Here is a 21,747-nt window from a genome sequence, read left to right on the forward strand (position 1 = left end):
TAGGCCGACCGTCCGGGGAACGTGACGGGAAAGGTTGATAGTTAGTAGGCGAGTACCAACAGGTATGAGCTCCGCCGACCCGCAGGGGATCCAGGCGTTTCCCGAGGCGCTCACCGAGCCCGACGCGTGGCTCGAACCGTTCGAGTGGTACCAGGAGATGCGCGAGGGGTCGCCGGTGCGGTACGATCCGGCACGCGGGTCGTGGGACGTCTTCCGCCACGCAGACGTCAAGCGTGTCATCAGCGACGACGAGACGTTCTCGGTGGACCCGCGCAACGCGAGTGATTTCGTCGAAGCCGGCGGCGAGGGCGAGGGACTCATCCTCGATACGATGCTGTTTCAGGACCCGCCGCGCCACGACGAGCTCCGCGCGATCGTCGAGGAGGCGTTCAGTCCGCGCGTCGTGGCCGAACTCGAACCGCGCCTCCGCGAACTCATGGGTGACCTGCTCGACGACGCCCTCGCCACGAACGACGGCACGATGGATCTCGTCGACGAACTCGCCTATCCGTTCCCGGTCATCGTGATCGCCGAGGTCCTCGGCGTGCCGAGCGAGGACCGCGCGCAGTTCAGGGAATGGTCGGAGTCGCTCGTCGCGGCCGCGGACGGCGAGGCGGGTGCAGAAGTCGCCGAACGACAGCAGGCGAGCCAGCGCGAGATGGCGATGTATTTCCTCGAACTCATCGAGGACCGTCGCGAGAACCCGCGCGACGACCTCCTCTCGACGATCGCCACGGCGGAGTTGTCCGACGGCAGCACACTCCCCCAGCAGGAGGCGCTCGGGATGTGTATGCTGTTGCTCATCGCCGGCAACATCACGACCACGAACCTCATCACGAACGCCGTGCGGTGTTTCGGGAACCACGATCTGTTCGCCGAGCTGGCGGGCGAGGAGAACGCCATCGGGACTGCTGTCGAAGAGGTGCTGCGGTATCGCGCACCCGTGCAGGCGATGACGCGCGTCGCGCGGTCCGACGTCACGCTCGGCGGCGAAACGATCGAGGAAGGCGACCGACTCGTGGCGTGGCTCGGCTCGGCGAACCGCGACAGCCGCCAGTTCGCAACCGCCGACGAGTTCGTGGTCGATCGCGCGCCCACCGGGCATCTCGGCTTCGGCCACGGCACGCACTACTGTCTCGGCGCGCCGCTGGCCCGACTCGAAGCCCGCGTCGCGCTGTCGGAACTGCTTTCGCGAGTCGACGGACTGGCGCTCGCCGACACCGACCTCTCGCCGACGCGAAGCTCGTTCATCTACGGTGTGGAGTCGCTGCCGATCCGCTACGACGCGGCCTGACGGCGCGTCAACTGCGCCCGTCGATGGAGTTGCGTGGATGGTCGGTCCGCTGAATCGCGGCGCCACGACGGTCAATCGCCGATCGATGGCACACGAGACCGGCAGCAGAGTCGGGAGCGCGGACGGGAGGCTATATAGTGTGCCGGCAGCCGCAGGCAGAACTGAAAGACGGTTGGTAAGTGTTTGTCGGGACAGGGGGAGAAGAATGAGTACACTATCCGAAGACGTACGGCTACCGTGTGGGTGGGTGTGCAAACACGCCGAGGAGGACGAACTCGTGTTCGCGTACGACACCTTCGAGGTGGAAGCAACGAAGGCCGACAGATCGGACCCGCTATCGTTCGATATGGCCGGGCGCTGGCGGCTGACGTGCCGGAAGCGCGCCGGCGGGACGGTGAACGAGCGCTCGATCGGCTACGTCACGAGCCGCGGGGCCGCGACCGATACGCTGCTGTCGTGTATGAAACACGCGAGCGCGAGCGCCAGACGGAGCGATTCGACCGATCCGTTCACGCTCGACACCATCGCCGCGGGCGCGGACCGCTGTGACGGCACGTCGCCGATGCGGACCGACACGCGCCCTGACGCTGGCCGGCGAGGACGGACGTACTGATCCCGTACGTCCGACGGACCCGACGACAACACACCTATTACACGCCGGGCGCAACCCCCGGCGATGAAGAACGTCGACGACCTGATCGGCAGCGCGAACGAACTGGCTGACCAGGGGCTCTCGAACGGCGAGATCGCCGACGAGCTCAACGTCTCGCGCGAGACCGCGAGCTGGCTGGTCGAACGCGGCGGCGGCACCGCGACCCGGGAGCCCGCACCGACCGACGCGCTCGAAGACATCCACGTCGACTGGAGCGCGTTCGGCCGCGATAGTACGAGACTCTCGTACGTCGGCCGCGCGATGGCCGACCTGCTCGGTNGCCATCAGAGATGTGTATAAGAGACAGCCTACGCGCCCCGGAAACACCAGTGGGAGGAGGGCGATATCGACGACCTCAGCGGCAACTTCTCACGGAACTTCGCCGAGATCCGCGGGCGGGAGTGTTACGTGGTCGACGACACCATCACGAGCGGGACGACGATGACCGAGACGATCGACGCCATCACCGAGCAGGGTGGCACGCCGGTCGGCTGTGGCGTGCTGGTCGACAAGCGCGGTGTCGGGGAGTTGGAGGGCGTGCCGGTCGAATCGCTTCTCCAGGTCATCCGCGTCGGGCAGGAGGGTTGAGGTAGCCTGCCGCGATCTGTCGTGGTATACCACCACGTGGTCAGTAGTAACATGTATCAACTGCCGGAGTGAATCGAGAACAGTGTCGCCGGATAGCGGATCCGACAACGCCACCGAACGGCGCAAGGCCGGACCACGAACCGCCGAGAAAGTCGGCGTCGAGCGGTGGATCGAAGGCGTCTTCTTCGGTTGTGCGGAGGTCGCGATACTCGGCTTGCCGGCACTTTTCAGTCTACTCGACGCATCCGCCAACGCCGAGGTGAAACTCGCTGCTATCGTCGCGCTGTCGACCGCCGCGATCGCCATCGGGACGATCCGAACCGGATGGACGAGGCTTTCGTGGCCGCCGCTAACGCCACGACTGCTTCTCGCCCGCGCCGTCGTCCACAACCTGCTCGTCCTGGTCGCGGCCTACGGCGGCGCGACGATCGACCTCCTCTCGGGATCGGCGCTCGGCTCTGCCGCGTTCGCCGTCCTCGTCGCGGCCGGCACGGTGTGGGTGTTCCCGCAGATCACCGCCCACGCCTCGACGCTCCCGTCGTGGTGGAAATGGGGTCCGTAGTGGCCTCGGACCGCGCCTCTCAGAGCGGGTCGGTCTCGAACTCCATCTCCACATCGATGTCGAGAACGTCGACGAGCGTCGGTGCGACCGTCCGCGCGTCGACCGTCTCGGGCACCGACGCGGGTGCGGCCGGACCGCCGAGCCCGTAGAACCCTTCACAGTCCCGGCGGCCGTGTGAGCCGCCGACGAGCGTCGGGTCGAGCGATGCGAGGCCGCTGTCGCCGAAGAACAGTTCACAGGGATCGAAGCCGGGCTTGGCGTGGATGTCCATGTCGGTCGCGTAGTACGGTGCATCGCTTTCCTCGCGCCACCAGTAGTACTGGAACCACGCCGAGGACTCCGCGACGAGCACTAAGTCGCCCGCGCTCGGATGATCGACGCCGTACTCGACCTTCCCCTCACCACCGAGCACGCGTTCGACGCCGTCCAGCGGGGCGAGCGCCTCACGAGCGTCATCGACACTCCCCTCGTCGGTGTAGACGTGTGTCACCTGGTGATCGACCATCGCAAACGCCCTCGACGAGCCGAGATCGACCTCTTCGCCACCCTCGCCGTCGTCCATCACCGAGAGCAGTCCGGCGTCGCGGAGCGCACGGTTCGGAAACACGGGCGTATCGACGTCGTGAAAACCGTATTCGCTGACGACGTTCACGACCGTCTCGTCCCACCGGTCGTCGCCACGGAGGCCGTCGATGAACTCGCCGACGAGATCATCGACGACGCCGATCGCGTCGTCGAGTTCGTCGCTGGAGCCGTGTCGGAGACCGTCGTAGTCGAGGTGGGGGACGTAGATCCAGAGCAGGTCTGGATCGTGGCGCTCGATCGCCTCGCTCGCGGCGTCGAGGATCCACGTCGACGATTCCTCGTTCGCGCCCGGTCCCCAGTAGGTGTGCAGCGGGAAGTGGCCGAGCTCTTCCCGAAGATCGTCGTAAAAGTCGTCGGGGTTGGTCCAGCAGTTCATTTCGAGGATGTTGTTGTCCTCGTCCTCGATCGGTGAGGGCGTGAGCGCGACGTCGGCGGTCGTGTCGATGAGATGCTGGAAGCAGAACACGCCGGTGGTGAGGCCGGCGTCGCTCGCGGTCTCCCAGAGGCGGTCGCGGTCGGCTCGGTCGCGCTCCCAGAACGCGGCCACGTCGTGCTCGCGGTCGTACTCGCCGCTGGAGACGTCGCCGTGGGATTCGGGCGAGCGTCCGGTGGCGAGCGTGGTCTGCACGGGAAGGGTGACCGCCGGGAACGGTGGTTCGAGCGTCGCCCGCGCGGGCTCGCCGACGAGATCGGCGATGTTCGGTGCGAGCCCTCGGTCGAGGTGGTCGGGTTCGAGGCCGATGACGTCGAGGACGATCGCCCGGCCGGCACTTGTGGTTCCGCCAGCGGTTGTCGTGGTTCCGTCGTCGTCAGGTTCGGTGGTCATGGCGAGTTCTCCGTCTCCACCTCGGTCGTCGCTGCGTTCGTGTGTCGGTCCACGTACTCGGAGAGTCGTTCGAACTGCCGAGAGAGATCGTGTTCGTCGACACCGAGCGGGTCCTTGAAGAAGGAGGCGAGGTGGGGCTGGAGCCCGCCTTCGTCCTGTGCGTCGGCGTGGGCAAGGAGCCGAACGAGATCGAGCACGAGCGGTGCGGCGAGCGCCGAGTCCGACCCCTCCCACGTGAACTGCAACTTCATCTGCGTGTCGAGAAAGCCCTGGAATCGGATGTCGTCCCACGCGGTCTTCCAGTCGCCGAGCGCGGGCGTGTAGTCGATTCTGACCCGGTTGTGGATGTCGTCGTCGAGAATTTCGTCGAGGACGCCACCCTTGCTCTGGAGCTTGCCCGCTTTGTTCGCGTCGTCTTCGAGCACTTCCCCATCGCGGTTCCCGAGGATGTTGTGGCCCTCCCACGAGAGCACTCGGAGGTTCCGTCCGGCGAACATCGGCGCGAGCGCGCTCTTCAGGAGCGTTTCGCCGGTTTTGCCGTCACGGCCCATGTGGGGGACGTTCTCGCGCTCGGCGAGGTCCTGAATCCCACCGAGCGCGTTCGCGGCGTTCGGCGTGAAGTTCACGAACGGGTGGCCGTCGTCGATGGCGGCGTAGGCGTAGAGCGCGCTCGCCGGCAGCGGGTCGTCGGCGTCGAGCGCGGCCTCGATCGCTGCGATCGAGTCGTACTGGTCGGGATCGGTCGGCATCGGCTCCGAGGAAGCGACGTTCACCACCACGACCCGATCGAGACTCTCATCCTCGCGGAAGGCGGCGTAGTCGGCACGGATGCGCTCGACGATCTCCCGAATCGAGAGCGTCTCGTCGTCGAACGCTGCATCGTCGGCGATCTCCGCGACGGTGCGCCCGCAGTTGCGCGCGGTGCCGGTCACGATCCGGTCGTCGATCGTGGCGAGGTCGTCCCGAACCGCGTCGAGGGTGTCTCGATCGGGAACGCCGTTGCGTTCGTGGAGGCGTTCTGCCGTCTCGACGACGCTGCCGGCCTGGATGTCGTGGCCGCCGAACACCAGCGATTCGACCGCTGGAAGGTCCAGATCCGTCAGGGGAGCGCGTTCGGTCACCATCCCGTCGGTGGCGGTCGCCTCGCGAGCGATCGCGTGCGCGCCGATCATCGCGGTCGTGGCGACGTTTCCGCGTGCCCCGATCAGCCACACGCCGATTCTCGCGCTCACCGCGACCGCCCGACCATCGTGGCGCTTGCCTTCTCCTGCTGGCATGGCTGCGATTCGCTCCCCTGTTTCCCGATCGGTTCAGAATTCCGTCGCTGCATCGCTTGAGACGACGGTTCCGAGACACACCTACTTTGTGATGTCGGCACCGAACGGTGTGAGTCGTCAGTCGAAACGTCCTGAAAGACAGTCGACTCGATTCTCATAGCAGCCGACTCCGACACGACGAATACTGACTCAGCTCAGATGAGAACCGCAACAGCCCACATACCTCCCCAGCCGATTCGCTCGTCGCTACGCTCCTCGCTCATCCCTCGCGCAGTGTCCGCGCTCGGCGCTCACTTCGTTCGCACACGAGCGCGCGCCAACCGTCAACGATGGTATCGAGTCGCGAACCGAGCGTGTACGATCAGCACATAGTAGTGCGTCCGGCACCCACCCACGGACATGGAGATCATCGACCCGCACATGCACATGGTGTCGCGCTCGGCCGACGACTACCGACGTGCGCGCCGTGCCGGCGTCGAGTGCTGCATCGAGCCCGCGTTCTGGAGCGGGACCGACAAACAGCACGCCGGCTCCTTTTTCGATTACTTCGAGCAGATCATCGACTTCGAGACCGACCGCGCGGAGCGCGCGGCGGGGATGGATCACTACGTCACGATCGGGCTCGAACCCAAGGAGGCGAACTACCGCGAGATGGCCGAAGAGGTCCTCGAACGCCTCCCCGAGTACCTCGACCGCGAGAACGTCGTCGGCCTCGGCGAGATCGGGTTCGATCAGGGAACCGACGACGAGGAGTGGGCCCTTCGCGAACAGCTCCGGATGGCCGACGAGCGCGAACTCCCGGTCATCATCCACACGCCACACACAGACAAACTCGAAGGCACCGAACGGATCGTCGAGATCATCGAGGACGAAGGTGTGAGCCAGGAACGCATCGTCATCGACCACAACACCCCCGAGACGATCGAGACGTCTCTCACGACGGACTGCTGGGTTGGCTTCACGCTCTACCCCGGCAAGATCGCCGACGAGAAAGCGATCGATCTCCTCGAAGAGTACGGGACCGACAAGATGCTCTTCAACAGCGCCGCCGACTGGGATCCCTCCGATCCGCTCGCGGTGCCGAAGGCGAGGGACAAGATGCTCGATCGGGGCTGGCCACGCGAGGACGTCAAGAAAGTCGTCTTCGACAACCCCTACGAGTTCTTCGATCAGTCGCCGAACTTCGAGTACGACCCACGATGAAGTTCGGGTTCTCGGCCAACGCGTTCCGCGAGTACGACTGGAAAGAAACGATCGAAATCGTCGCCGACGCGGGCTACGACGGGATCGAACTCCTGTTCGACCGGCCGCATCTCTACCCCCACGACGTCGACGACCAGACGGTCGCCGACGTGCACGACGCGCTCGACGAGCACGCACTCGCAATCAGCAACTGCAACGCGTTCATGCTCACGGCGATCGAGGGGTTCCACCATCCCTCGTACGTCGAGCCCGACCCCGACTACCGCCAGGAGCGCATCGACTACACGAAGGCCGCGCTGCGGACCGCAGCCGCGCTGGATCACGACTACATCTCGATCGAGCCCGGCGGGCCGATTCCGGACGAAAAATCCCGCGAGTGGGCGCTCGATACGTTCGTCGAGAGCCTCCGTGAGGTGCTCCCGGTCGCCGAGGACGTGGGCGTGGATCTCCACGTCGAACCCGAACCCGATCTCCTGATCGAGACCTCCGCCGAGTTCCAGGAGTTCGCCGACCGGATCGACCATCCCCGGATTCGGTGTAACTTCGACGCCGGCCACCTCTTTTGTGTCGGCGAGGACCCCGTCGAGGCCTTCGACGCGCTCGAACCGTTCGTGGATCACGTCCACCTCGAAGACATCCCCGAAGATCGGAGCCACGAACACACCCAGCTCGGCGACGGCGCGATGGACATCGACGGGTTCCTCGGCGCGCTGGACGACCGGAGCTACGAGGGGTTCGTCACGGTCGAGCTCTACCCCTACGAGGAAACCGCGGCCGAGACCGCCCGCGACGCGATGGCCTACCTCGAAGACGGCGGGTGGGTCTGAGAGGGTGGCCGTCGGCGAGTCGAGTCCGCGGGAGCGAGTCGCGGCCTACGCGAGCCTGGTGCGCGTCCCGAACCTCTTCAGCGCGCCGCCGGACGTCCTGCTCGGCGCGGCGCTTGCGACTGCGGCCGGCGCGTCGGTCCCGATTCCCGCGCTCGTCGGCCTCTGTCTCGCGTCGGTGCTGCTGTACGCCGGCGGCGTAGTATTAAACGACTACTTCGACGCGCCGATCGACGCGACCGAGCGACCCGAACGACCGATCCCCTCGGGGGAGGTGTCGCGGCAGGCGGCGGGCGTGCTCGGCGGATCGCTGCTGGTCGCGGGTGTCGCGCTCGCGTTCGTCGCTGCCGGCCTGCGTGCTGGCGTTCTCGCGGCGGCGCTCGCGGCCACGATCGCACTCTACGATGGCGTACTGAAAGGCGGTCCCGTCGGTTTCCTCGCGATGGGGACTGCACGCGGGCTGAACGTCCTCCTCGGGACGGCCGCCGCCGCGAGCGCGGTCGCCCTCCCACCGTGGGCGCTCTCGGTGCCGGCGGTCGTCACGCTCTATATCGCCCTGGTGACGTACATGGCTGCGAACGAGGCGACCGACACCCCGCGAGGGGCGGTCGCTGCCACGGCCGCCGGCGTCGTCGTGGCCGCCGCGGCGGTGCTCGGGCTGGTCGCGACTGTCGGTCCGCCGATCGTCCGGGCCGGACTCGCGGTCGTACTCGTCGCCGGCTTCCTCGCGTGGACCGGGCGCGCGCTCGAACCGGCGTACGTCGATCCTCGCCCTCGAACTGTCGGTCCCGCGGTGGGGGCCTGCGTGCTCGGGCTCGTGATCCTCGACGCGGCGTTCGCGGCAGTCGCCGGCGTCGCGTGGGCGCTCGTCGTGCTCGTCTTTCTCGCTCCTGCGGTCGGACTCGCCCAGGTGTTCGACGTCTCGTGAGGGGCGGTGCCTCGTAAGGTGTTTGTCGTGGACGGCCGTTCGGATGGGTATGGTCGATCTCGCGTTCTCGACGAACGCCTACACCCGCCACGCGCTGCCTGAAGCGGTCGAGCGAATCGCCGATCACGGCTACGCTGGCGTTGAGGTCCTGGGCGACGAACCCCACGCGTACTTCCCTGAGTTTGACGAGGCCAACGAGGAGGATCTGGTCGCGGCGCTCGACAACTCTGAACTACGGGTCTCGAACATCAACGCCAACACCGCGACGGGCTACTACGACGACGCGCCGCCCTCCTCGTTTTTCGATCCGAGCGTGGTCACCGCCGACGATGGCGATCGCGAATGGCGGGTCGAGTACACGAAACGTGCGATCGATCTCGCCGCCCTGACCGATGCGCCCGCGGTCTGTCTCGCCACTGGCCGGCCGCTTCCCGGCACGCCGCCCGAACGCGCCCACGAGCATCTCCGCGACTCGCTCGATTCGATCCTCGATTACGCCGAAGAGCACGGCGTGGAGATCGGGATCGAATACGAGCCCGAACTCCTCGTGGAGTGCACCGAGGAAGTGCTCGACCTCATCGACGATGTGGGCCGCGACTCGCTCGGGATCAACCTCGACGTCGGCCACGCTGCGGTCTACGGCGAGGATCCCGCCGAAGCGATCCGTCGGAGTGCAGGCCACATCACGGGCGTTCATCTGGAAGACATCGTCGGCGGCGTTCGAGGCAAACACTACCACCGGATTCCCGGTGAGGGCGACCTCGACTTCCGCGCGATCTTCGACGCGCTCGACGATGTCGGCTACGACGGGTTCGCCACGCTCGAACTCTACACCTACCCCGATCGCCCCGACGAGGCCGCCCGCGAGGCCTACGAGGCGCTCTCGGGATACTGCTGAGATCACAGTCGTCTCGGTGGGGCGGACGACCACGGAAAACGATCCGATATTTTCAACACAGTCTCCTATACGGGGAGGAGTCGTGGGAAACGGGGTGAGCGAGCCCGTCCGATACCCTCAAACCACGTCCCCACGGGAATCCGATATGGAGTTCCACGACGCCGCGAACTTCCTCTTCGGGCTGCGGCGCTACCCCCCCAAGCCGCGGCTGTCCGCGACGCGCGACCTTCTGGCCGCACTCGACGATCCACAGGACGGGATCGCGTTCGTCCAGATCGCGGGCTCGAACGGGAAGGGATCGACCGCCCGGATGACCGAGTCGATCCTCCGCGAGGCGGGACTCGATGTCGGACTCTACACCTCGCCACATCTCGATTCGGTCCGCGAGCGCGTCACGGTGAACGGCCGGTCGATCACGGAGGCCGCTCTCGCGGAGTACGTCGAAGCGGTGCGGCCCTACATCGTCGATCGCGCGACCGACGGCGATTCGCCGACCTTCTTCGAGACGATCACGGGGCTCGCGTTCTGGGAGTTCGCCCGCCAGGACGTGGACTGCGCGGTGCTCGAAGTCGGCATCGGCGGGCAGTACGACGCGACCAGCGTCGTCGATCCGGTGGCGAGTGCGGTCACGAGCGTCACGCTCGAACACACCGACGTGCTCGGCGACACAGTAGAAGAGATCGGACGCGACCTCGCCCACGTCGCCCCCAGCGACGGGCCGCTCGTGACCGCCGCGACCGGCGACGCACGGTCGGGGATCGACACGGTGGCCGACGAGGTCGTGACGGTGGGATCCGGCACCGAGGACATCGCCGTGAGCTACGACGGCCGCGTCGGTATCGAGGGGCGCATCGAGCTTGTGGGGGACGACTGGACGGTCGAGACCCGACTCCCACTCGTGGGCGCACACCAGGCCGACAACGCCGGCGTCGCGGTCCCGCTCGCCCGCCACGTCGCAGACGAACTCGGTGTCGGGGTCGAACCGGACGATCTCGCGCACGGCCTCCGCAGGGCTCACTGGCCCGGTCGGTTCGAGGTCATGGGCCGCGAACCACTGATCGCGCTCGACGGCGCACACAACCCCGGAGCGTGCGAACGCCTCGCGAGCGTCCTCGACGAGTTCGAGTACGACGATCTCCACGTGGTGTTCGGCGCGCTCGCCGACAAGGATCACCGAGGCATGGTCGAGGCGCTCCCGACGCCGGATCGCGCCGTCACCTGCCAGCCCGACATCGACCGCGCCGAGGACGAGGGCGTGCTCGCGACGTCGTTCGAGCGCGAGGGCGTCGCCGTCGAATCCCGCAATGCCGTCACCGACGCGGTGGCCGAGGCAGTCGCGGCCGCCGATCCCAACGACTGCGTCGTCGTCTGCGGCTCGCTCTACACCGTCCGGGAGGCCCGGACCCGGTGGAGTCGCCTCGACGTCCCGAAACGTGTCGATGATCTCGACGACGCCCGCCGCGTGCTCTCCGGGGCGCACGTCACCGATCCCGGCGTCTACCGGATGCGAGGGAAAACCGTTCACCGTACCCTGAAAACGCGGGTACGACCGCGCCAGGCCCAGTATCTCAAAGAAGAGCTGCTCTCGCTCGGCGGCGAGTGTGCGGTCTCGGGGTTGAACGACCAGAACGAGGAGCGACTCGACGTCGTTCTCGCGGGCACGCTCGCCCAGTTCAAACGCCTCGTCGCGAAGCTCGACGCCCAGCCATACGGGCTCGGCCCGCTCGCCGCCGATATCGCTCGCGCGCTCGACATCGATACCGCGAGCAGCGGTCCCGATGGTGATACGGCGCTGGAAACGAGCCGCCCGTGGGACGACGGCACCGCCGTCATGGGGATTTTGAATGTCACGCCCGACAGCTTCCACGACGGCGGCGAGTTCGACGAGACCGACGCCGCGGTCAAGCAGGCCGAGGAGATGGTCGCAGCGGGGGCCGACGTGATCGATATCGGTGGCGAAAGCACCCGTCCCGGTGCGGAGCCGGTGTCGGTGGCCGACGAGCGCGATCGGGTCGTCCCCGTGATCGAGCGTATCGCCGATGTCGACGCGCTGCTCTCGATCGATACCCGGAAGGCCGAGGTCGCCCGGGCGGCGCTTTCGGCCGGAGCCGACATCGTGAACGACGTCTCCGGACTCGATGACCCCGAGATGCGGTTCGTGGCCGCCGAGTTCGACTGTCCGATCGTCGTGATGCACAGTATCGACGCGCCAGTCGATCCCGACGCCGAACCTGAGTACGACGACGTGGTCGAGGACGCGATCCGGGAGCTCGAACCCCTCGTCAGGCGGTGTGTGCAGGCGGGGCTCGACCGCGAGCAGATCATCGTCGATCCCGGACTGGGCTTTGCGAAAACCGAGCGTGAGGACTTCTCACTTCTCGGGCGTCTCGGGGAGTTCCGGGCGCTCGACTGCCCCGTCCTCGTGGGCCATTCACACAAATCGATGTTCGGCCTCGTCGACAGCGAAGCCGGCGAGCGACTCCCGGCGACGGTGGCGGCGAGCGCGCTCGCGGCCGAGCGCGGTGCCGACATCGTCCGTGTTCACGACGTCGCCGAGACCGTCGCCGCCGTCAGCGTGAGTGCGGCCACCACTGCACCGCAGACGTTCGATCGCGACGAGTGAACCGTTTTTCCTCGTCGGGTGCGTAGTGTTCAGATACGCAGATTCCATGCGACGGCGAACGATCGCAACCACTCGTCGGCAGTTGCTGGATCGGCGTGGCTGAAACAGTTCGAGAACGAGGAGATCGTCGTTTTCCCTCGCGGAAGACACGTTCGACGGCGTTACGATTTCCATGCTGTTCGTCGCGGAAATCGAGACCATGGCGGCGGCGGCAGGCTTCGTGTAGCGGTGTCGCGCCGTCGACGAGAAACGTGGCGTCGTCGACGTGGTGCTTCTGACGGAGTTCGGCGGAGAAGCCATGAGCGAGAGCGTTGTTTATGGTCGTTTCAAGCTTCGTGTGCAGCAGTTCGTACGACTCGGGATCGACCGCAGCGTAGAGCCAGTAGCGCTCGTCGTCGAGTCGGATCGCGGTCTCGTCGACCGCGACGTAGTCCGGCGTCTTGCCGGACTCTGGCTGTAACTCCGCCTCGTGAACCCAGTTATTGATCGTGGATCGAGCGCGACTAACACCGAAAACGTCGAGAATCGAGATAGTATTTAAAAGCGAAAGACCGGCGAGGTGCAACTGAAATACTCAGCTTCATCAACAGCCGCGGCGTCGCTTCTCGCTTCACAAAACCTCACTCGATCCCGTCCAAACAACCGTTGAGGCGGGTGGATTTCCGCATGAATCACTGAAATCACACCGCGCCTCACTGTTCAGCCGTATCTGAACACCGCCGACGAGAGCCGTCGTGGTAAAGGTTCTACATGTTCCGGACGGATACAGCATCGGTTCATCATCGACCGTTTGGCCGAATCGTCGCCAGTCAGGCGGTCGCGCTCAGTACGACGTGATCGGTTCCCGTTCGGCGTCTTTCGACTGTTCCGTAGCGGGAAAGATGGTTCCGGAGGTCGAGTTCGCGATGGTGTACGATCGTCAGGCTGCCGTCGGCAGCGAGAACACCGTGTATCCCGGCGAACAGCTCCGAGAGCACACCGTGACCGGCGTGTGTCGGGGGATTGCAGAGCACGCTGTCGAACGTCCGGTGGGCGATGCCTGCAACGCCATCGGCAGTGACGACGGTTCCGTCCACCTGGGACGCGCGGAGGCTGCGCTCCGCGCACGATGTTGCAACGCAGTCGTCGTCACTGAGCCAGACCTCACAGTCCGCCACCCGGCCAGCGTACGCCCCGATCGCACCGTAGCCACAGCAGAGGTCCAACACCGTTTCGCCGTCCTCGATCGTTGCCGTTTCGAGAAGGAGGCGTGTCCCGTCGTCCAGTTTGTCGGCCGAGAACAGACCCGGGACGGTGACGAGCGAGAGTGCCGTCCCGTTCACTTTCGGATGAATCGTTCGCGGCGAGACGTACGTCGGCGGCTCGAACGACGGTGAGAGAGTCGCCGCGAGAAGCGCACAGCCGTTGCGGTCGGCGACCCGTTCGACAGTCGCAGCCACCTCCTGGAGACACGCCTCGTAGCGCGCGAGGCCGGAGCGTTTCGAGGCCGCCAGATAGAGGGTTCCACCGAGTCGCAGCATGGCGAGAGAGTCGACGAGACGTTGTTTTCCGACCGAAATCGGCGTATAGGGCTTCGGGGCGTATGCGACCGTATCGAACGTCTCATTGAGGACGGTGACGTCGGCGTTGAGCGTGATCGCTGCATCGGCACCGTTCTCGGCCGCGTTTCGTTCGCAGAGCTGTGCCGCACGAGCACTCGATTCCACCATGTGGACGGCGGTTGCACAACCAGCGAGAACGGTCCCGACCACGCCGTAGTTCGCAGCGCGATTCAGGAGATGGCCGAGATCGGCGTTCCAGAGCGCGTCCACTAGCAGGAGTTCGGCGTCCCGGAACGAACGTTTCGAGTGGACGCCATCCGCGGTGTGGAAGCGGTACGTTGGGCGCGCGTCCGCAACGCGCGATTCGAGGGTCAACTGGTAGGGCGCGCGCTTCATCGAAAGCGCCCTCCAATCGATAGCGAAACCGGGGATTGCCCTCGATCAACTCGTCGTTCGAGGGAGAGACGGTGCTGTTGGGTGTCGAACGGTCGCGTCGACGGCGTGATTGGCATATGCGTGGGTTCGGCAGCTCAGGGGTGATCGAACAGCGAGGCAGCCCACGCACTGCGCTCGTGGCAGTGAGAACCGACGAAAACGGTTCACGCACGACTGAGCGCAGCGCGCGAACCAGGTGCCAATCAGCGTGACGCCCCGGCGAGGTCACAGCCGGTCGTGAAGCCGGTTGGGTCGCCGAACCGCCCACAGTTGGCGAGCCGGCCGAACCTGTCCCACAGCCGCACGATGACGTGCGCTACTGTGAAACGACGATCGGCCCGAAGCTCTTGTCCAACGTGCTTCGGCATTTCTGTCCCACCTACTAAAGATTCGTGATCGAGTCGATCGTCTCTCCGTTGAATTCTGCTGTCTACGGAGCTACTCCTCGGAAATCGTTACGGGAAGTGGATTTGAACCACGCGAACCTCGGTCGCTGCGCTCTCCTGGTGGATGAAGGGCGAAGGAACGAACGCCGGAGCACGCTTCGCGCGTGGTTCGAGGGAGCGAAGCTCCCTCGTCATCACGAAAGGCGCGAAGCGCCTTTCGAACGACTCCGAGCATCCGCTCGCCTTCGGCTCACGGGAACGGAGTGAGTGACTGAGGGCTTTGGCAGTACTGAGGCGGAGCTGTGAGGTCGCGGTAATCGTATCGATCGCACCACGAGCGAACGAGCAACGCGAGTGAGCGAGTGGGCCGAGGAACCCCCGAAGTTCTCGTGAGCGAAGCGAACGAGAGCACGGAAGAGCTTCGCTCTTCCGGAGGGGGTGACAAAGGCTTTTGGTCCAGATTTTGCGAGTAGAGAGGTTCCGAAGGAACCTCTTACAGCCGGCGCTTCGCGCCGCGATTCGAGGCGGCTCCGCCGCCTCGTGCGCCCGCGAGCAGAGAGCGACCGTAGCAAAAGGTGGGATAGCGGGAGGTAGATTTGAACTACCGGTCTGCGGGTTATGAGCCCGCCGGAATCTCCTGGCTATCCTATCCCGCTACCTCTTCGTATCGCTGTCCGTTGGTTAAGGGTTGTGATTCATCCCTCGCCAGGCCCCGTGTGGACCTGCCACGTGAACAGGCTCTCGGCGACGAAGTTGACAAGCAAGCCCGCGCCGATCCCGCCGAGCTTCGAAACGACGAACCAGGCGTCGAGGCCCGCGATGGCGAAGTCGATCCCGATCGCCCGGTAGAGCAGTCGAAACATGCCGAGTTGGACGAGAATACCGCCGGTACGCACGAGGTTCGATCGGGCCAGCCGTCGAAGCGTCGGCCGAATGCCGCCCGTCCCTTCCTCCGAGAACGTCCAGTTATCGTTGAGGAAGAACATCACGACGACCGAGACCTCGATCCCGACGAAGACGGCGACCTCGGGATAGACGCCGAGTTCGCGCAGCGCCGTCGCGGTCGTCACGTCGAACAGCGCGCCGACGACCCCGACCGAGGCGAACTTGCCGAACCGCACCGCCGACACCAGTTCGAGAAATCGTCTCGTCACTCGACCGTTCGCGAGCCATGCCTGGAGATCGGCCAGCAACGAGCGCACGCTCATCGATCGGGGCGGCCCGCGTCGACCAGCGCGGTCGGCTCCTCGCGCCGTGCGGCGATCGCGTCGTGAAGTGAGCTCTCCGCGACCAGCGCCGCACGATGGCGGGCGGCGAGCAGGCCGTTCGCGAGCGCGAGCGACGTTTCGACGGGCGACACAGTGGAGTCGGGCTCGTCGTGCCACGTGATCGGGACCTCTCGGATCGAACAGCCGAACGCGTTGGCCATCGCCACCAGCTCGATGTCCCACGCGAACCCCGGCTCGTAGAGGTGTTCGCGGATCGTCGTCCATGCCTCGCGCGAGATCGCCTTCGCGCCACACTGATAGTCGTACAGCGGCGGATCGACGAGACGACGGGCGAGCCATGCGAACGTATCGCCGAGCCGACGGCGCGCGAACGTCCGGTGGCGTGCGATCGTCGCATCGGGATGGCGACGCGAGCCGACCGCGAGCGCCGCTTCGTCCGCCGCGACTGGCGCGATCACGTCGGCGAGCGAGTCGGCGGGCGTGCTCCCGTCGGCGTCGGCGAAGACGAGCACGTCGGTGTCGAGTGCCTCGAATCCGGCGGTGATCGCGCGTCCCTTCCCCCGGCGATCGGGGGACGTAGCGACGGTCGCCGGGAGGTCCGCGAGCCGTTCGGCCACCCCGGACTGGGGCGCGTCGAGTTCGATCCGAATGGTCGTCGAGGCGCAGCGCTCGTCGATCGCGGCGACGTAGGTCGCGAGACGCTCGACGTCGGGCCGGTAGGCCGGCACGACGACCCCGACGGACCGGTGCATGGAGCCACCTCCGCGGGCGCGGACAAAAGGGGTTCGGAACCACTGACTCGGATTCGTCTCCGATCTGGTCGCTCGCCGATCCCACAAGAGCAATATGCGCCGGTTCCCGGCTTTGGCTATGGAGTACGGTCTCGTCGTCCGGTGGCTCGCCGTCTTCCTCGTCCTCGGCATGGCGGGCACACCGCTGGCCGCGCTCTGTTTCCGCCGATTCCCCGACCGTGGGGCCGCCCTCGCGTTGCCGCTCTCGCTTGCGATCGTTGGCATCGTGGCGTACTGGGTTGGTCATCTCTCGCTCACCCTCGGCCTCGTCGCCGGACTCGCCGTCCTCGTGGGCCTGTCGGCGATCGCGCTCCGACGACTCGATCGCGACGAGATCTACAGCCGGCGAGCGCTCGCCCCGATAGCGGTGTTCGGGCTCGCCTTTCTGTTCATGATCGCAGCTCGGGCAGTCGATCCAGCAGTACACCCTGGCGGTGGCGAGAAGTTCCTTGATTTCGGTCTCCTCAAGTCGCTCTCGCGCACGACACGCCTTCCACCGGAGGACGTCTGGTTCGCCGGCGAATCGGCCAGCTACTACTACGGCGGCCATCTCCTCACGACGCTGCTCTCGAAGCTCACGCTCACCGAACCCCGATACGCGTACAACCTCGCGCTCGCGGGCTTCTACGCGATGGTCGTGACCGCGGCCTACGGGCTCGCGGGCGCGATCGCGGCCGAGCGCGACCGATCACCCCGCACCGCGGGTGTGATCGCGGCCTTCCTCGTCGGGTTCGCGAGCAACCTCGAAACCGCTGGCCGGGCAGTGTTGTGGGCGCTACCCGACGGTGCGACGGAATCGGTCGCCGGCTGGCTCGGCGTCGAAATTCGGGGTCTCGCCGCGTCACCGACGGCGTTCACCTACTGGGACGCGAGCCGCGTCATTCCCGGCACCGTCAACGAGTTCCCACTCTTCGCGTGGCTCAACGGCGATCTCCACGCTCACATGATGAGCACGCCGTTCCTCCTGCTCGCGGCGGGACTCTGGTTCGCGTACTACCGGACACCTGCCGACGCGGTGTGGCGACGGCGACTCTTCGTGTTTGGCGCTGTGCCGCCGCTCGCAGGTCTTCTCGCGGTCGTCAACACGTGGAGCTTTCCGACCGTCGCCGGGATCGGGTGGCTCGCGCTGACGTTCGCCGATGCCGATCCGGTGTCGCTGTTTCCCAAGCGGATCGCGGGTCGCTTGCGCTCGCCCACCGACACCGGCCTCAGCCGGGAACTTCGCAGGACGGTGAGCGCGCTCGCGGCCGCGGCGGTCGTCCTCGTGCTCGGGTTCGTGTGGTCGGTCCCGTTCTGGCTCGGTTCGGCGAGCGGCCGCGCGGTGGCGTTCCTTCCGGCCCGAAGCCCGCTCGGCCCGCTGCTGCTCGTCTACGGTGCGTTCCTCCTGGTGTTCGTGCCGTACCTCGCCGCACGCACCCGTTCGGAACTCCCACGACGAAGCCAGTTGGCAGCCCTCGCAGCGACGGGTGGCCTGATCGCGGTCGCGTTGCTCGCGGATGCGGCTGCTGTCGGCGTGTTCGGTCCGCTGCTGGTCGTCGGCTGGCTCGTTCTCGTCACCCGACGGAACGCCGGATCGAGCGGTGCTCGATCGACGGTCGTCGACAGCGGCCGACAGCACCCAGCCGAATCCGATGGCGGGGTCGCTACCGGCGACTCACTCGTTCCAACCGTCGGCTACGAGACGGTGCTGCTGGTCGCCGGAGCAGGGCTCGTCCTACTGGTCGAGTTCGTCTACATCCAGGAGAACGCGGGACCGGGACGGTTCAACACGGTGTTCAAAACGCACGCGCAGGTCTGGGTGCTCTTCGCGACTGCCGCGGGCGCGATGGCCGCGTGGCTGGTCGACGCCCGTCCCGTAGGGACGATTGCCGACGCGATGGCGGGGCGATGGCGGGTCGCCGGTCGCGCGCTGCTCGCGCTGGTCGTCCTCTCGACGTCGATCTACGGCGGCCTCGCGCTCACCGATCAGTTCACCAGTGAGAGCCCGATGACGAGCGCCGACGACCCCACGCTTGACGCGCGTGCGTTCGTCCCGGCGACCCACCCCGACGAGGCGGCCGCCATCGCGTGGCTCGACAACCGGTCCGGCCAACCCCACATCGTTTCGGTCCCGGGGTGTGGCTGCAACGAGGAGCGGACTCTCCGGCCCTACCGCTGGGTGAACGCACCCTCCAGTCTGACGGGACTGCCGACGGTCGTCGGCTGGGACCACGAAGTCGGCTATCGCGGGACCGACCCCTACCACGAGCGCGTCGCGGACGTCGCGGCCATCTACGAGGGCGCTCCCACGGTCCAGACCGAACTCCTCGCGGAGTACGACGTCCAGTACGTCTACATCGGGCCGAACGAGCGCGCGGCGTACGGATCGATCTCGGTCGCGGATCTCCAGGGCGTCAGCGTCGCTCGGGAGTTCGAGGACGTGACGATCTACCGCGTCGATCACGAAGAGCTACCGACCTGAGTGGCATCGGATCGCGCTGCCAGCCGTCGAAATTCTACGGTGTACTGTCGAAGGGGTTCCAACGATGGCCGGAGCGCCGTGGGCGAGTTCCGAGACAAACGAGTGCCGCAGGCCACTCCCTCCCAGCCGATTCCTTCGCTCGCTACGCTCCCTCAGTCATCCACCGTCAGAGCGAAGTCGTTCGAGAGAGCGAAGCTCTCTCGGGATCTCGAAGTGTCGAAAGCACTTCGACGACTCGTCGGAAGACCGACGGTCTTCCGAAATGACGAGACGCCGAAGGCGTCTCGAACCACGCTCACTTCGTTCACGCCTCACACCGCTCGCGCAGACCTCGCGCGAGTCACGCGTCTCCCGACGCGTTCCCGCGCGCCACCGCTCCCTGAATGAACGGTGACGAGCGCGATCTACCCGAATCCAGGTGGACCGTCATCGTCGTCCACGCTGCCGGTGTCGATGTCCGGTCCCACGTCCTTTCGCTGGCGCTCCAGTTCCTTGATCTGCCGGAGGTAGTAGAGTGCGCCGCCGGCCGCGACGAGCACCAGTACGGCCGCCCCAGCGATGAAGAGATAGAGATCGCGCTGGAGGTAGTACCGCACCACGACCGAGCTGCTATCGACGTTCTCCCACGTGAGTCGAACCCGATCATCGGCGGTGCGATCGGCGGTGTAGCCGCCGGGCGAGACGCGGGCGAGCGGCTCGTAATCGACCCGCATCCCCTTCGGGATCGTGACCTCGTACGTTCCCTCGACGAACGTCCGAGTCCCCAAGCGCTTGCCCTGGGCCGACGCGGTGAACGCGACTTTCCCGTTCTTCGCGGGGAGGTTGATGACCGCTCGCTCGCGCTCGCTCGTGACGTTCAGCCCCGACGATTCGGACGGGGTGACGACGGTCCCGTTCGGATACTGGAACTGGAGCGCGGAGACCGGCAGTGGTTGGTTCTGCCCGAGCTCGTTGCGCTGGAAGACCGGGAACGTCGACTCGTTCGAGACGTTATAGACGGCTGTGTAGCGTCCACCGGTGACGTTGATCGTGGCGTTCGTCCCGTTGGTTTCCCAGTCGTAGCTCGCGTTGGCGGCCGCGTCCCCGCCACCCGAACCGAAGACCGACGAACAGCCCGCCAGCGCGACGAACGCGACCACTAGCCCGAACGCGAGCAGCCGCCGGCGCGTCATGGCACGACACAGAGGAGCTCGGCGGGCAGATACCCACCGATGCTCGCGAGCAGCCCCGGCGGATCGGTGTTCTCGCGACAGATCACGCTCTGTTCGAGGAGCCCGATCCGCTCGACGGTTACGATGTCGTTCGCGTGGCCCGCGCGGTTGACGGTCGCGCGCGCCTCTCCACGGGTCGCGCTGTTGACGTTCACCCGACCGGCCCCGCGCGTCCAGTCGTACAGCCGATCGCGCTCGTCGTCGGCCAGCCGCGATGGCTCGCCGTAGACGAACTGAAGCGGGAGATGCTGGACGAGGCCGTACCGCGTTCTGATCTGCTCGGGACTCCCCTGACCCAGCCCGATCTCGTCGGCCGGCACGTGGATGTCCTCACCGGCATCAAGCACGAATCCCGACTCGTCCCACGATTCGAGGGTCCCAGTGTAGGTTTCGCCGGGCTCGAACTCGGGCGTGATCGCCCCCCACTCCTCGCGGAGGACGTTCCGTGCGGCAACCTTGTCCTCGCCCTCGACGGTCACCGACGGGAAGTCGTCGTGGCGGACGCCGACCTCGTACGCGACGTCGAGTTCGCCGATCGCGTTGTCGACGAGCGAGCCCAGTCCGGTGAGCGCACGCTCGCGGGCGTCACCTCCGACGTAACATTTCGTGGCAAGAACGACCATTAGGCAGGGATGGTGAGTGTGTCGCGGAGATCGTCGATGCGTTCGTCCATCGCGTCGATCAGCCGATCGTTCTCCATCGATTCGAGTTCGGAGCCACACTGGGGACACTCGAACCCGAACTCCATCGCCTCGCCGAACTCGAACCGGAGCGAGTCGACCTCACACAGGTAGAACTCGTTGTCGCGTTCGTACTCCCGACGCACCTCTAGGGCTTCGAGCAGCCGCCCCATCTCGTCCTGGAGATTACCGGGGATCGACTCGTACTCGAACGTCCAGAGGTACGTGAGCCAGCCCGAGTCCTCGTCACGGAGCCGACGATAGCTCGCGAGATCGTTCTCGTAGAGAATAAAGAGCGCTCGCCGGACGTCGTTGAGTTCGAGTCCGAGGTCCTCGGCGAGCTCTTCGTCGGTCACTTCGCCGTCGGGCGGCGCAGCGGCGACGGGCATCCCGCGCGGGCCGACGAGCTCGTGGAGGTACGTCTGTACCACCGGATCCTCGAGGAGTTCCTCGAACGCCATTACCCGTCTTCGGGCATGCCGGCGTGTAAACCCATCGTTCGTCGGGTGCGGCTGCGCTGTCCCCAACCGGCGACACGATCGGCGGCGACGAGCGCGGAACCAGCGCAGACGGAATCGGTGCGGGCAGGACCGGCACGGACAGAACCGGTGCGGACGGGGCCAGAGCGGGCGTTCGTGATACACGTCCAGATCGTCCGGTGTTCTCGACTGACGACAACCGTGTATCGGTGCTGGCGCTGTGTGGGGACATGGTGGAACTGACCGTCGCCGACGCCAACGACAGCGTCATTCG

Annotated in this window: 17 protein-coding genes, 1 tRNA gene and 2 pseudogenes; 10 read left to right on the forward strand and 10 right to left on the reverse strand. The window is 66.2% G+C overall.

What is annotated here, in order from left to right; all coding sequences use genetic code 11:
* The first annotated feature begins 64 nt into the window (after positions 1 to 64).
* The 4 genes and pseudogenes from C450_RS14840 to C450_RS14855 all read left to right on the forward strand — a co-directional run bounded on the left by C450_RS14840 (position 65) and on the right by C450_RS14855 (position 3,096).
* A complete protein-coding gene (locus tag C450_RS14840) occupies positions 65 to 1,294 on the forward strand; it encodes a cytochrome P450 (protein ID WP_005044746.1) in 1,230 nt (409 codons plus the stop codon).
* Positions 1,295 to 1,499: 205 nt separating this feature from the next.
* Entirely contained in the window at positions 1,500 to 1,907 is a 408-nt protein-coding gene (locus C450_RS14845; RefSeq protein ID WP_241430410.1) for a hypothetical protein, read from the forward strand.
* 63 nt (positions 1,908 to 1,970) lie between these two features.
* A pseudogene (locus C450_RS14850) lies at positions 1,971 to 2,534 on the forward strand (phosphoribosyltransferase family protein).
* Positions 2,535 to 2,616: 82 nt separating this feature from the next.
* Complete coding sequence (locus C450_RS14855) at positions 2,617 to 3,096, forward strand: hypothetical protein (protein WP_005044756.1); 480 nt, start codon at positions 2,617 to 2,619, stop codon at positions 3,094 to 3,096.
* A gap of 19 nt (positions 3,097 to 3,115) precedes the next feature.
* Here C450_RS14855 and C450_RS14860 read toward each other — a convergent pair whose 3' ends face one another.
* On the reverse strand, positions 3,116 to 4,507 hold the full coding sequence (locus C450_RS14860) for an alkaline phosphatase family protein (protein ID WP_005044758.1): 1,392 nt from the start codon (positions 4,505 to 4,507) through the stop codon (positions 3,116 to 3,118).
* Positions 4,504 to 5,784, reverse strand: a complete 1,281-nt coding sequence (locus C450_RS14865) for an inositol-3-phosphate synthase (protein WP_005044761.1) — start codon at positions 5,782 to 5,784, stop codon at positions 4,504 to 4,506. Before C450_RS14865 ends, C450_RS14860 begins: the two co-directional genes overlap by 4 nt.
* A gap of 399 nt (positions 5,785 to 6,183) precedes the next feature.
* Between C450_RS14865 and C450_RS14870 the strand changes: the two genes are divergently transcribed.
* The 5 genes from C450_RS14870 to folP all read left to right on the forward strand — a co-directional run bounded on the left by C450_RS14870 (position 6,184) and on the right by folP (position 12,260).
* Positions 6,184 to 6,987 carry a TatD family hydrolase gene (locus C450_RS14870; RefSeq protein ID WP_005044763.1) on the forward strand — a complete coding sequence of 268 codons (804 nt, stop codon included), beginning with the start codon at positions 6,184 to 6,186 and terminating at the stop codon, positions 6,985 to 6,987.
* The gene (locus C450_RS14875) at positions 6,984 to 7,814 is read left to right on the forward strand and encodes a sugar phosphate isomerase/epimerase family protein (protein WP_005044765.1); all 831 of its coding nucleotides are present in this window, start codon (positions 6,984 to 6,986) and stop codon (positions 7,812 to 7,814) included. Before C450_RS14870 ends, C450_RS14875 begins: the two co-directional genes overlap by 4 nt.
* Positions 7,815 to 7,818: 4 nt before the next feature.
* On the forward strand, positions 7,819 to 8,739 hold the full coding sequence (locus C450_RS14880; RefSeq protein WP_005044767.1) for a UbiA family prenyltransferase: 921 nt from the start codon (positions 7,819 to 7,821) through the stop codon (positions 8,737 to 8,739).
* A gap of 49 nt (positions 8,740 to 8,788) precedes the next feature.
* Entirely contained in the window at positions 8,789 to 9,637 is an 849-nt protein-coding gene (locus C450_RS14885) for a sugar phosphate isomerase/epimerase family protein (protein ID WP_005044770.1), read from the forward strand.
* A gap of 145 nt (positions 9,638 to 9,782) precedes the next feature.
* Complete coding sequence (folP, locus tag C450_RS14890; RefSeq protein ID WP_005044772.1) at positions 9,783 to 12,260, forward strand: dihydropteroate synthase; 2,478 nt, start codon at positions 9,783 to 9,785, stop codon at positions 12,258 to 12,260.
* A 29-nt stretch (positions 12,261 to 12,289) separates the two neighbouring features.
* On the opposite strand, the pseudogene C450_RS14895 reads toward folP, so the two are convergent.
* From C450_RS14895 to C450_RS14915, 5 genes and pseudogenes are all read right to left on the reverse strand, one after another.
* Positions 12,290 to 12,874: pseudogene (locus tag C450_RS14895) on the reverse strand (IS6 family transposase).
* Between the two features lie 195 nt (positions 12,875 to 13,069).
* Positions 13,070 to 14,197 carry a methyltransferase gene (locus C450_RS14900; protein WP_005044776.1) on the reverse strand — a complete coding sequence of 376 codons (1,128 nt, stop codon included), beginning with the start codon at positions 14,195 to 14,197 and terminating at the stop codon, positions 13,070 to 13,072.
* A 1,006-nt stretch (positions 14,198 to 15,203) separates the two neighbouring features.
* Positions 15,204 to 15,278 (reverse strand) — tRNA-Met (locus C450_RS14905).
* Between the two features lie 39 nt (positions 15,279 to 15,317).
* A complete protein-coding gene (locus C450_RS14910; protein ID WP_005044778.1) occupies positions 15,318 to 15,830 on the reverse strand; it encodes a GtrA family protein in 513 nt (170 codons plus the stop codon).
* Entirely contained in the window at positions 15,827 to 16,603 is a 777-nt protein-coding gene (locus C450_RS14915; protein WP_005044780.1) for a glycosyltransferase, read from the reverse strand. The genes C450_RS14910 and C450_RS14915 overlap by 4 nt, the downstream gene beginning before the upstream one ends.
* A 118-nt stretch (positions 16,604 to 16,721) precedes the next feature.
* Here C450_RS14915 and C450_RS14920 point away from each other — a divergent pair, with 118 nt between their 5' ends.
* On the forward strand, positions 16,722 to 19,103 hold the full coding sequence (locus tag C450_RS14920; protein WP_005044782.1) for a DUF2298 domain-containing protein: 2,382 nt from the start codon (positions 16,722 to 16,724) through the stop codon (positions 19,101 to 19,103).
* Between the two features lie 404 nt (positions 19,104 to 19,507).
* On the opposite strand, the gene C450_RS14925 is transcribed toward C450_RS14920, so the two are convergent.
* From C450_RS14925 to C450_RS14935, 3 genes are read right to left on the reverse strand one after another with little or no spacing between them, the layout of a single operon-like run.
* Positions 19,508 to 20,275: a DUF5803 family protein gene (locus C450_RS14925; protein WP_005044784.1), complete on the reverse strand. Its 768-nt coding sequence runs from the start codon at positions 20,273 to 20,275 to the stop codon at positions 19,508 to 19,510.
* Complete coding sequence (locus C450_RS14930; protein WP_005044786.1) at positions 20,272 to 20,937, reverse strand: DUF2110 family protein; 666 nt, start codon at positions 20,935 to 20,937, stop codon at positions 20,272 to 20,274. Before C450_RS14930 ends, C450_RS14925 begins: the two co-directional genes overlap by 4 nt.
* Positions 20,937 to 21,455 carry a transcription factor TFIIE subunit alpha gene (locus C450_RS14935; RefSeq protein ID WP_005044788.1) on the reverse strand — a complete coding sequence of 173 codons (519 nt, stop codon included), beginning with the start codon at positions 21,453 to 21,455 and terminating at the stop codon, positions 20,937 to 20,939. Before C450_RS14935 ends, C450_RS14930 begins: the two co-directional genes overlap by 1 nt.
* Between the last annotated feature and the right edge of the window lie 292 nt (positions 21,456 to 21,747).

The sequence above is a fragment of the Halococcus salifodinae DSM 8989 genome, assembly GCF_000336935.1.
GTDB lineage: Archaea > Halobacteriota > Halobacteria > Halobacteriales > Halococcaceae > Halococcus > Halococcus salifodinae.

What these genes read in the sequence shown, in the direction of transcription:
- C450_RS14840 (WP_005044746.1), top strand. Translation starts at nt 65, where the DNA reads ATGAGCTCCGCCGACCCGCAGGGGATCCAGGCGTTTCCCGAGGCGCTC.
- C450_RS14845 (WP_241430410.1), top strand. Translation starts at nt 1,500, where the DNA reads ATGAGTACACTATCCGAAGACGTACGGCTACCGTGTGGGTGGGTGTGC.
- C450_RS14860 (WP_005044758.1), bottom strand. Translation starts at nt 4,507, where the DNA reads ATGACCACCGAACCTGACGACGACGGAACCACGACAACCGCTGGCGGA.
- C450_RS14865 (WP_005044761.1), bottom strand. Translation starts at nt 5,784, where the DNA reads ATGCCAGCAGGAGAAGGCAAGCGCCACGATGGTCGGGCGGTCGCGGTG.
- C450_RS14870 (WP_005044763.1), top strand. Translation starts at nt 6,184, where the DNA reads ATGGAGATCATCGACCCGCACATGCACATGGTGTCGCGCTCGGCCGAC.
- C450_RS14875 (WP_005044765.1), top strand. Translation starts at nt 6,984, where the DNA reads ATGAAGTTCGGGTTCTCGGCCAACGCGTTCCGCGAGTACGACTGGAAA.
- C450_RS14885 (WP_005044770.1), top strand. Translation starts at nt 8,789, where the DNA reads ATGGTCGATCTCGCGTTCTCGACGAACGCCTACACCCGCCACGCGCTG.
- folP (WP_005044772.1), top strand. Translation starts at nt 9,783, where the DNA reads ATGGAGTTCCACGACGCCGCGAACTTCCTCTTCGGGCTGCGGCGCTAC.
- C450_RS14900 (WP_005044776.1), bottom strand. Translation starts at nt 14,197, where the DNA reads ATGAAGCGCGCGCCCTACCAGTTGACCCTCGAATCGCGCGTTGCGGAC.
- C450_RS14910 (WP_005044778.1), bottom strand. Translation starts at nt 15,830, where the DNA reads ATGAGCGTGCGCTCGTTGCTGGCCGATCTCCAGGCATGGCTCGCGAAC.
- C450_RS14915 (WP_005044780.1), bottom strand. Translation starts at nt 16,603, where the DNA reads ATGCACCGGTCCGTCGGGGTCGTCGTGCCGGCCTACCGGCCCGACGTC.
- C450_RS14920 (WP_005044782.1), top strand. Translation starts at nt 16,722, where the DNA reads ATGGAGTACGGTCTCGTCGTCCGGTGGCTCGCCGTCTTCCTCGTCCTC.
- C450_RS14925 (WP_005044784.1), bottom strand. Translation starts at nt 20,275, where the DNA reads ATGACGCGCCGGCGGCTGCTCGCGTTCGGGCTAGTGGTCGCGTTCGTC.
- C450_RS14930 (WP_005044786.1), bottom strand. Translation starts at nt 20,937, where the DNA reads ATGGTCGTTCTTGCCACGAAATGTTACGTCGGAGGTGACGCCCGCGAG.
- C450_RS14935 (WP_005044788.1), bottom strand. Translation starts at nt 21,455, where the DNA reads ATGGCGTTCGAGGAACTCCTCGAGGATCCGGTGGTACAGACGTACCTC.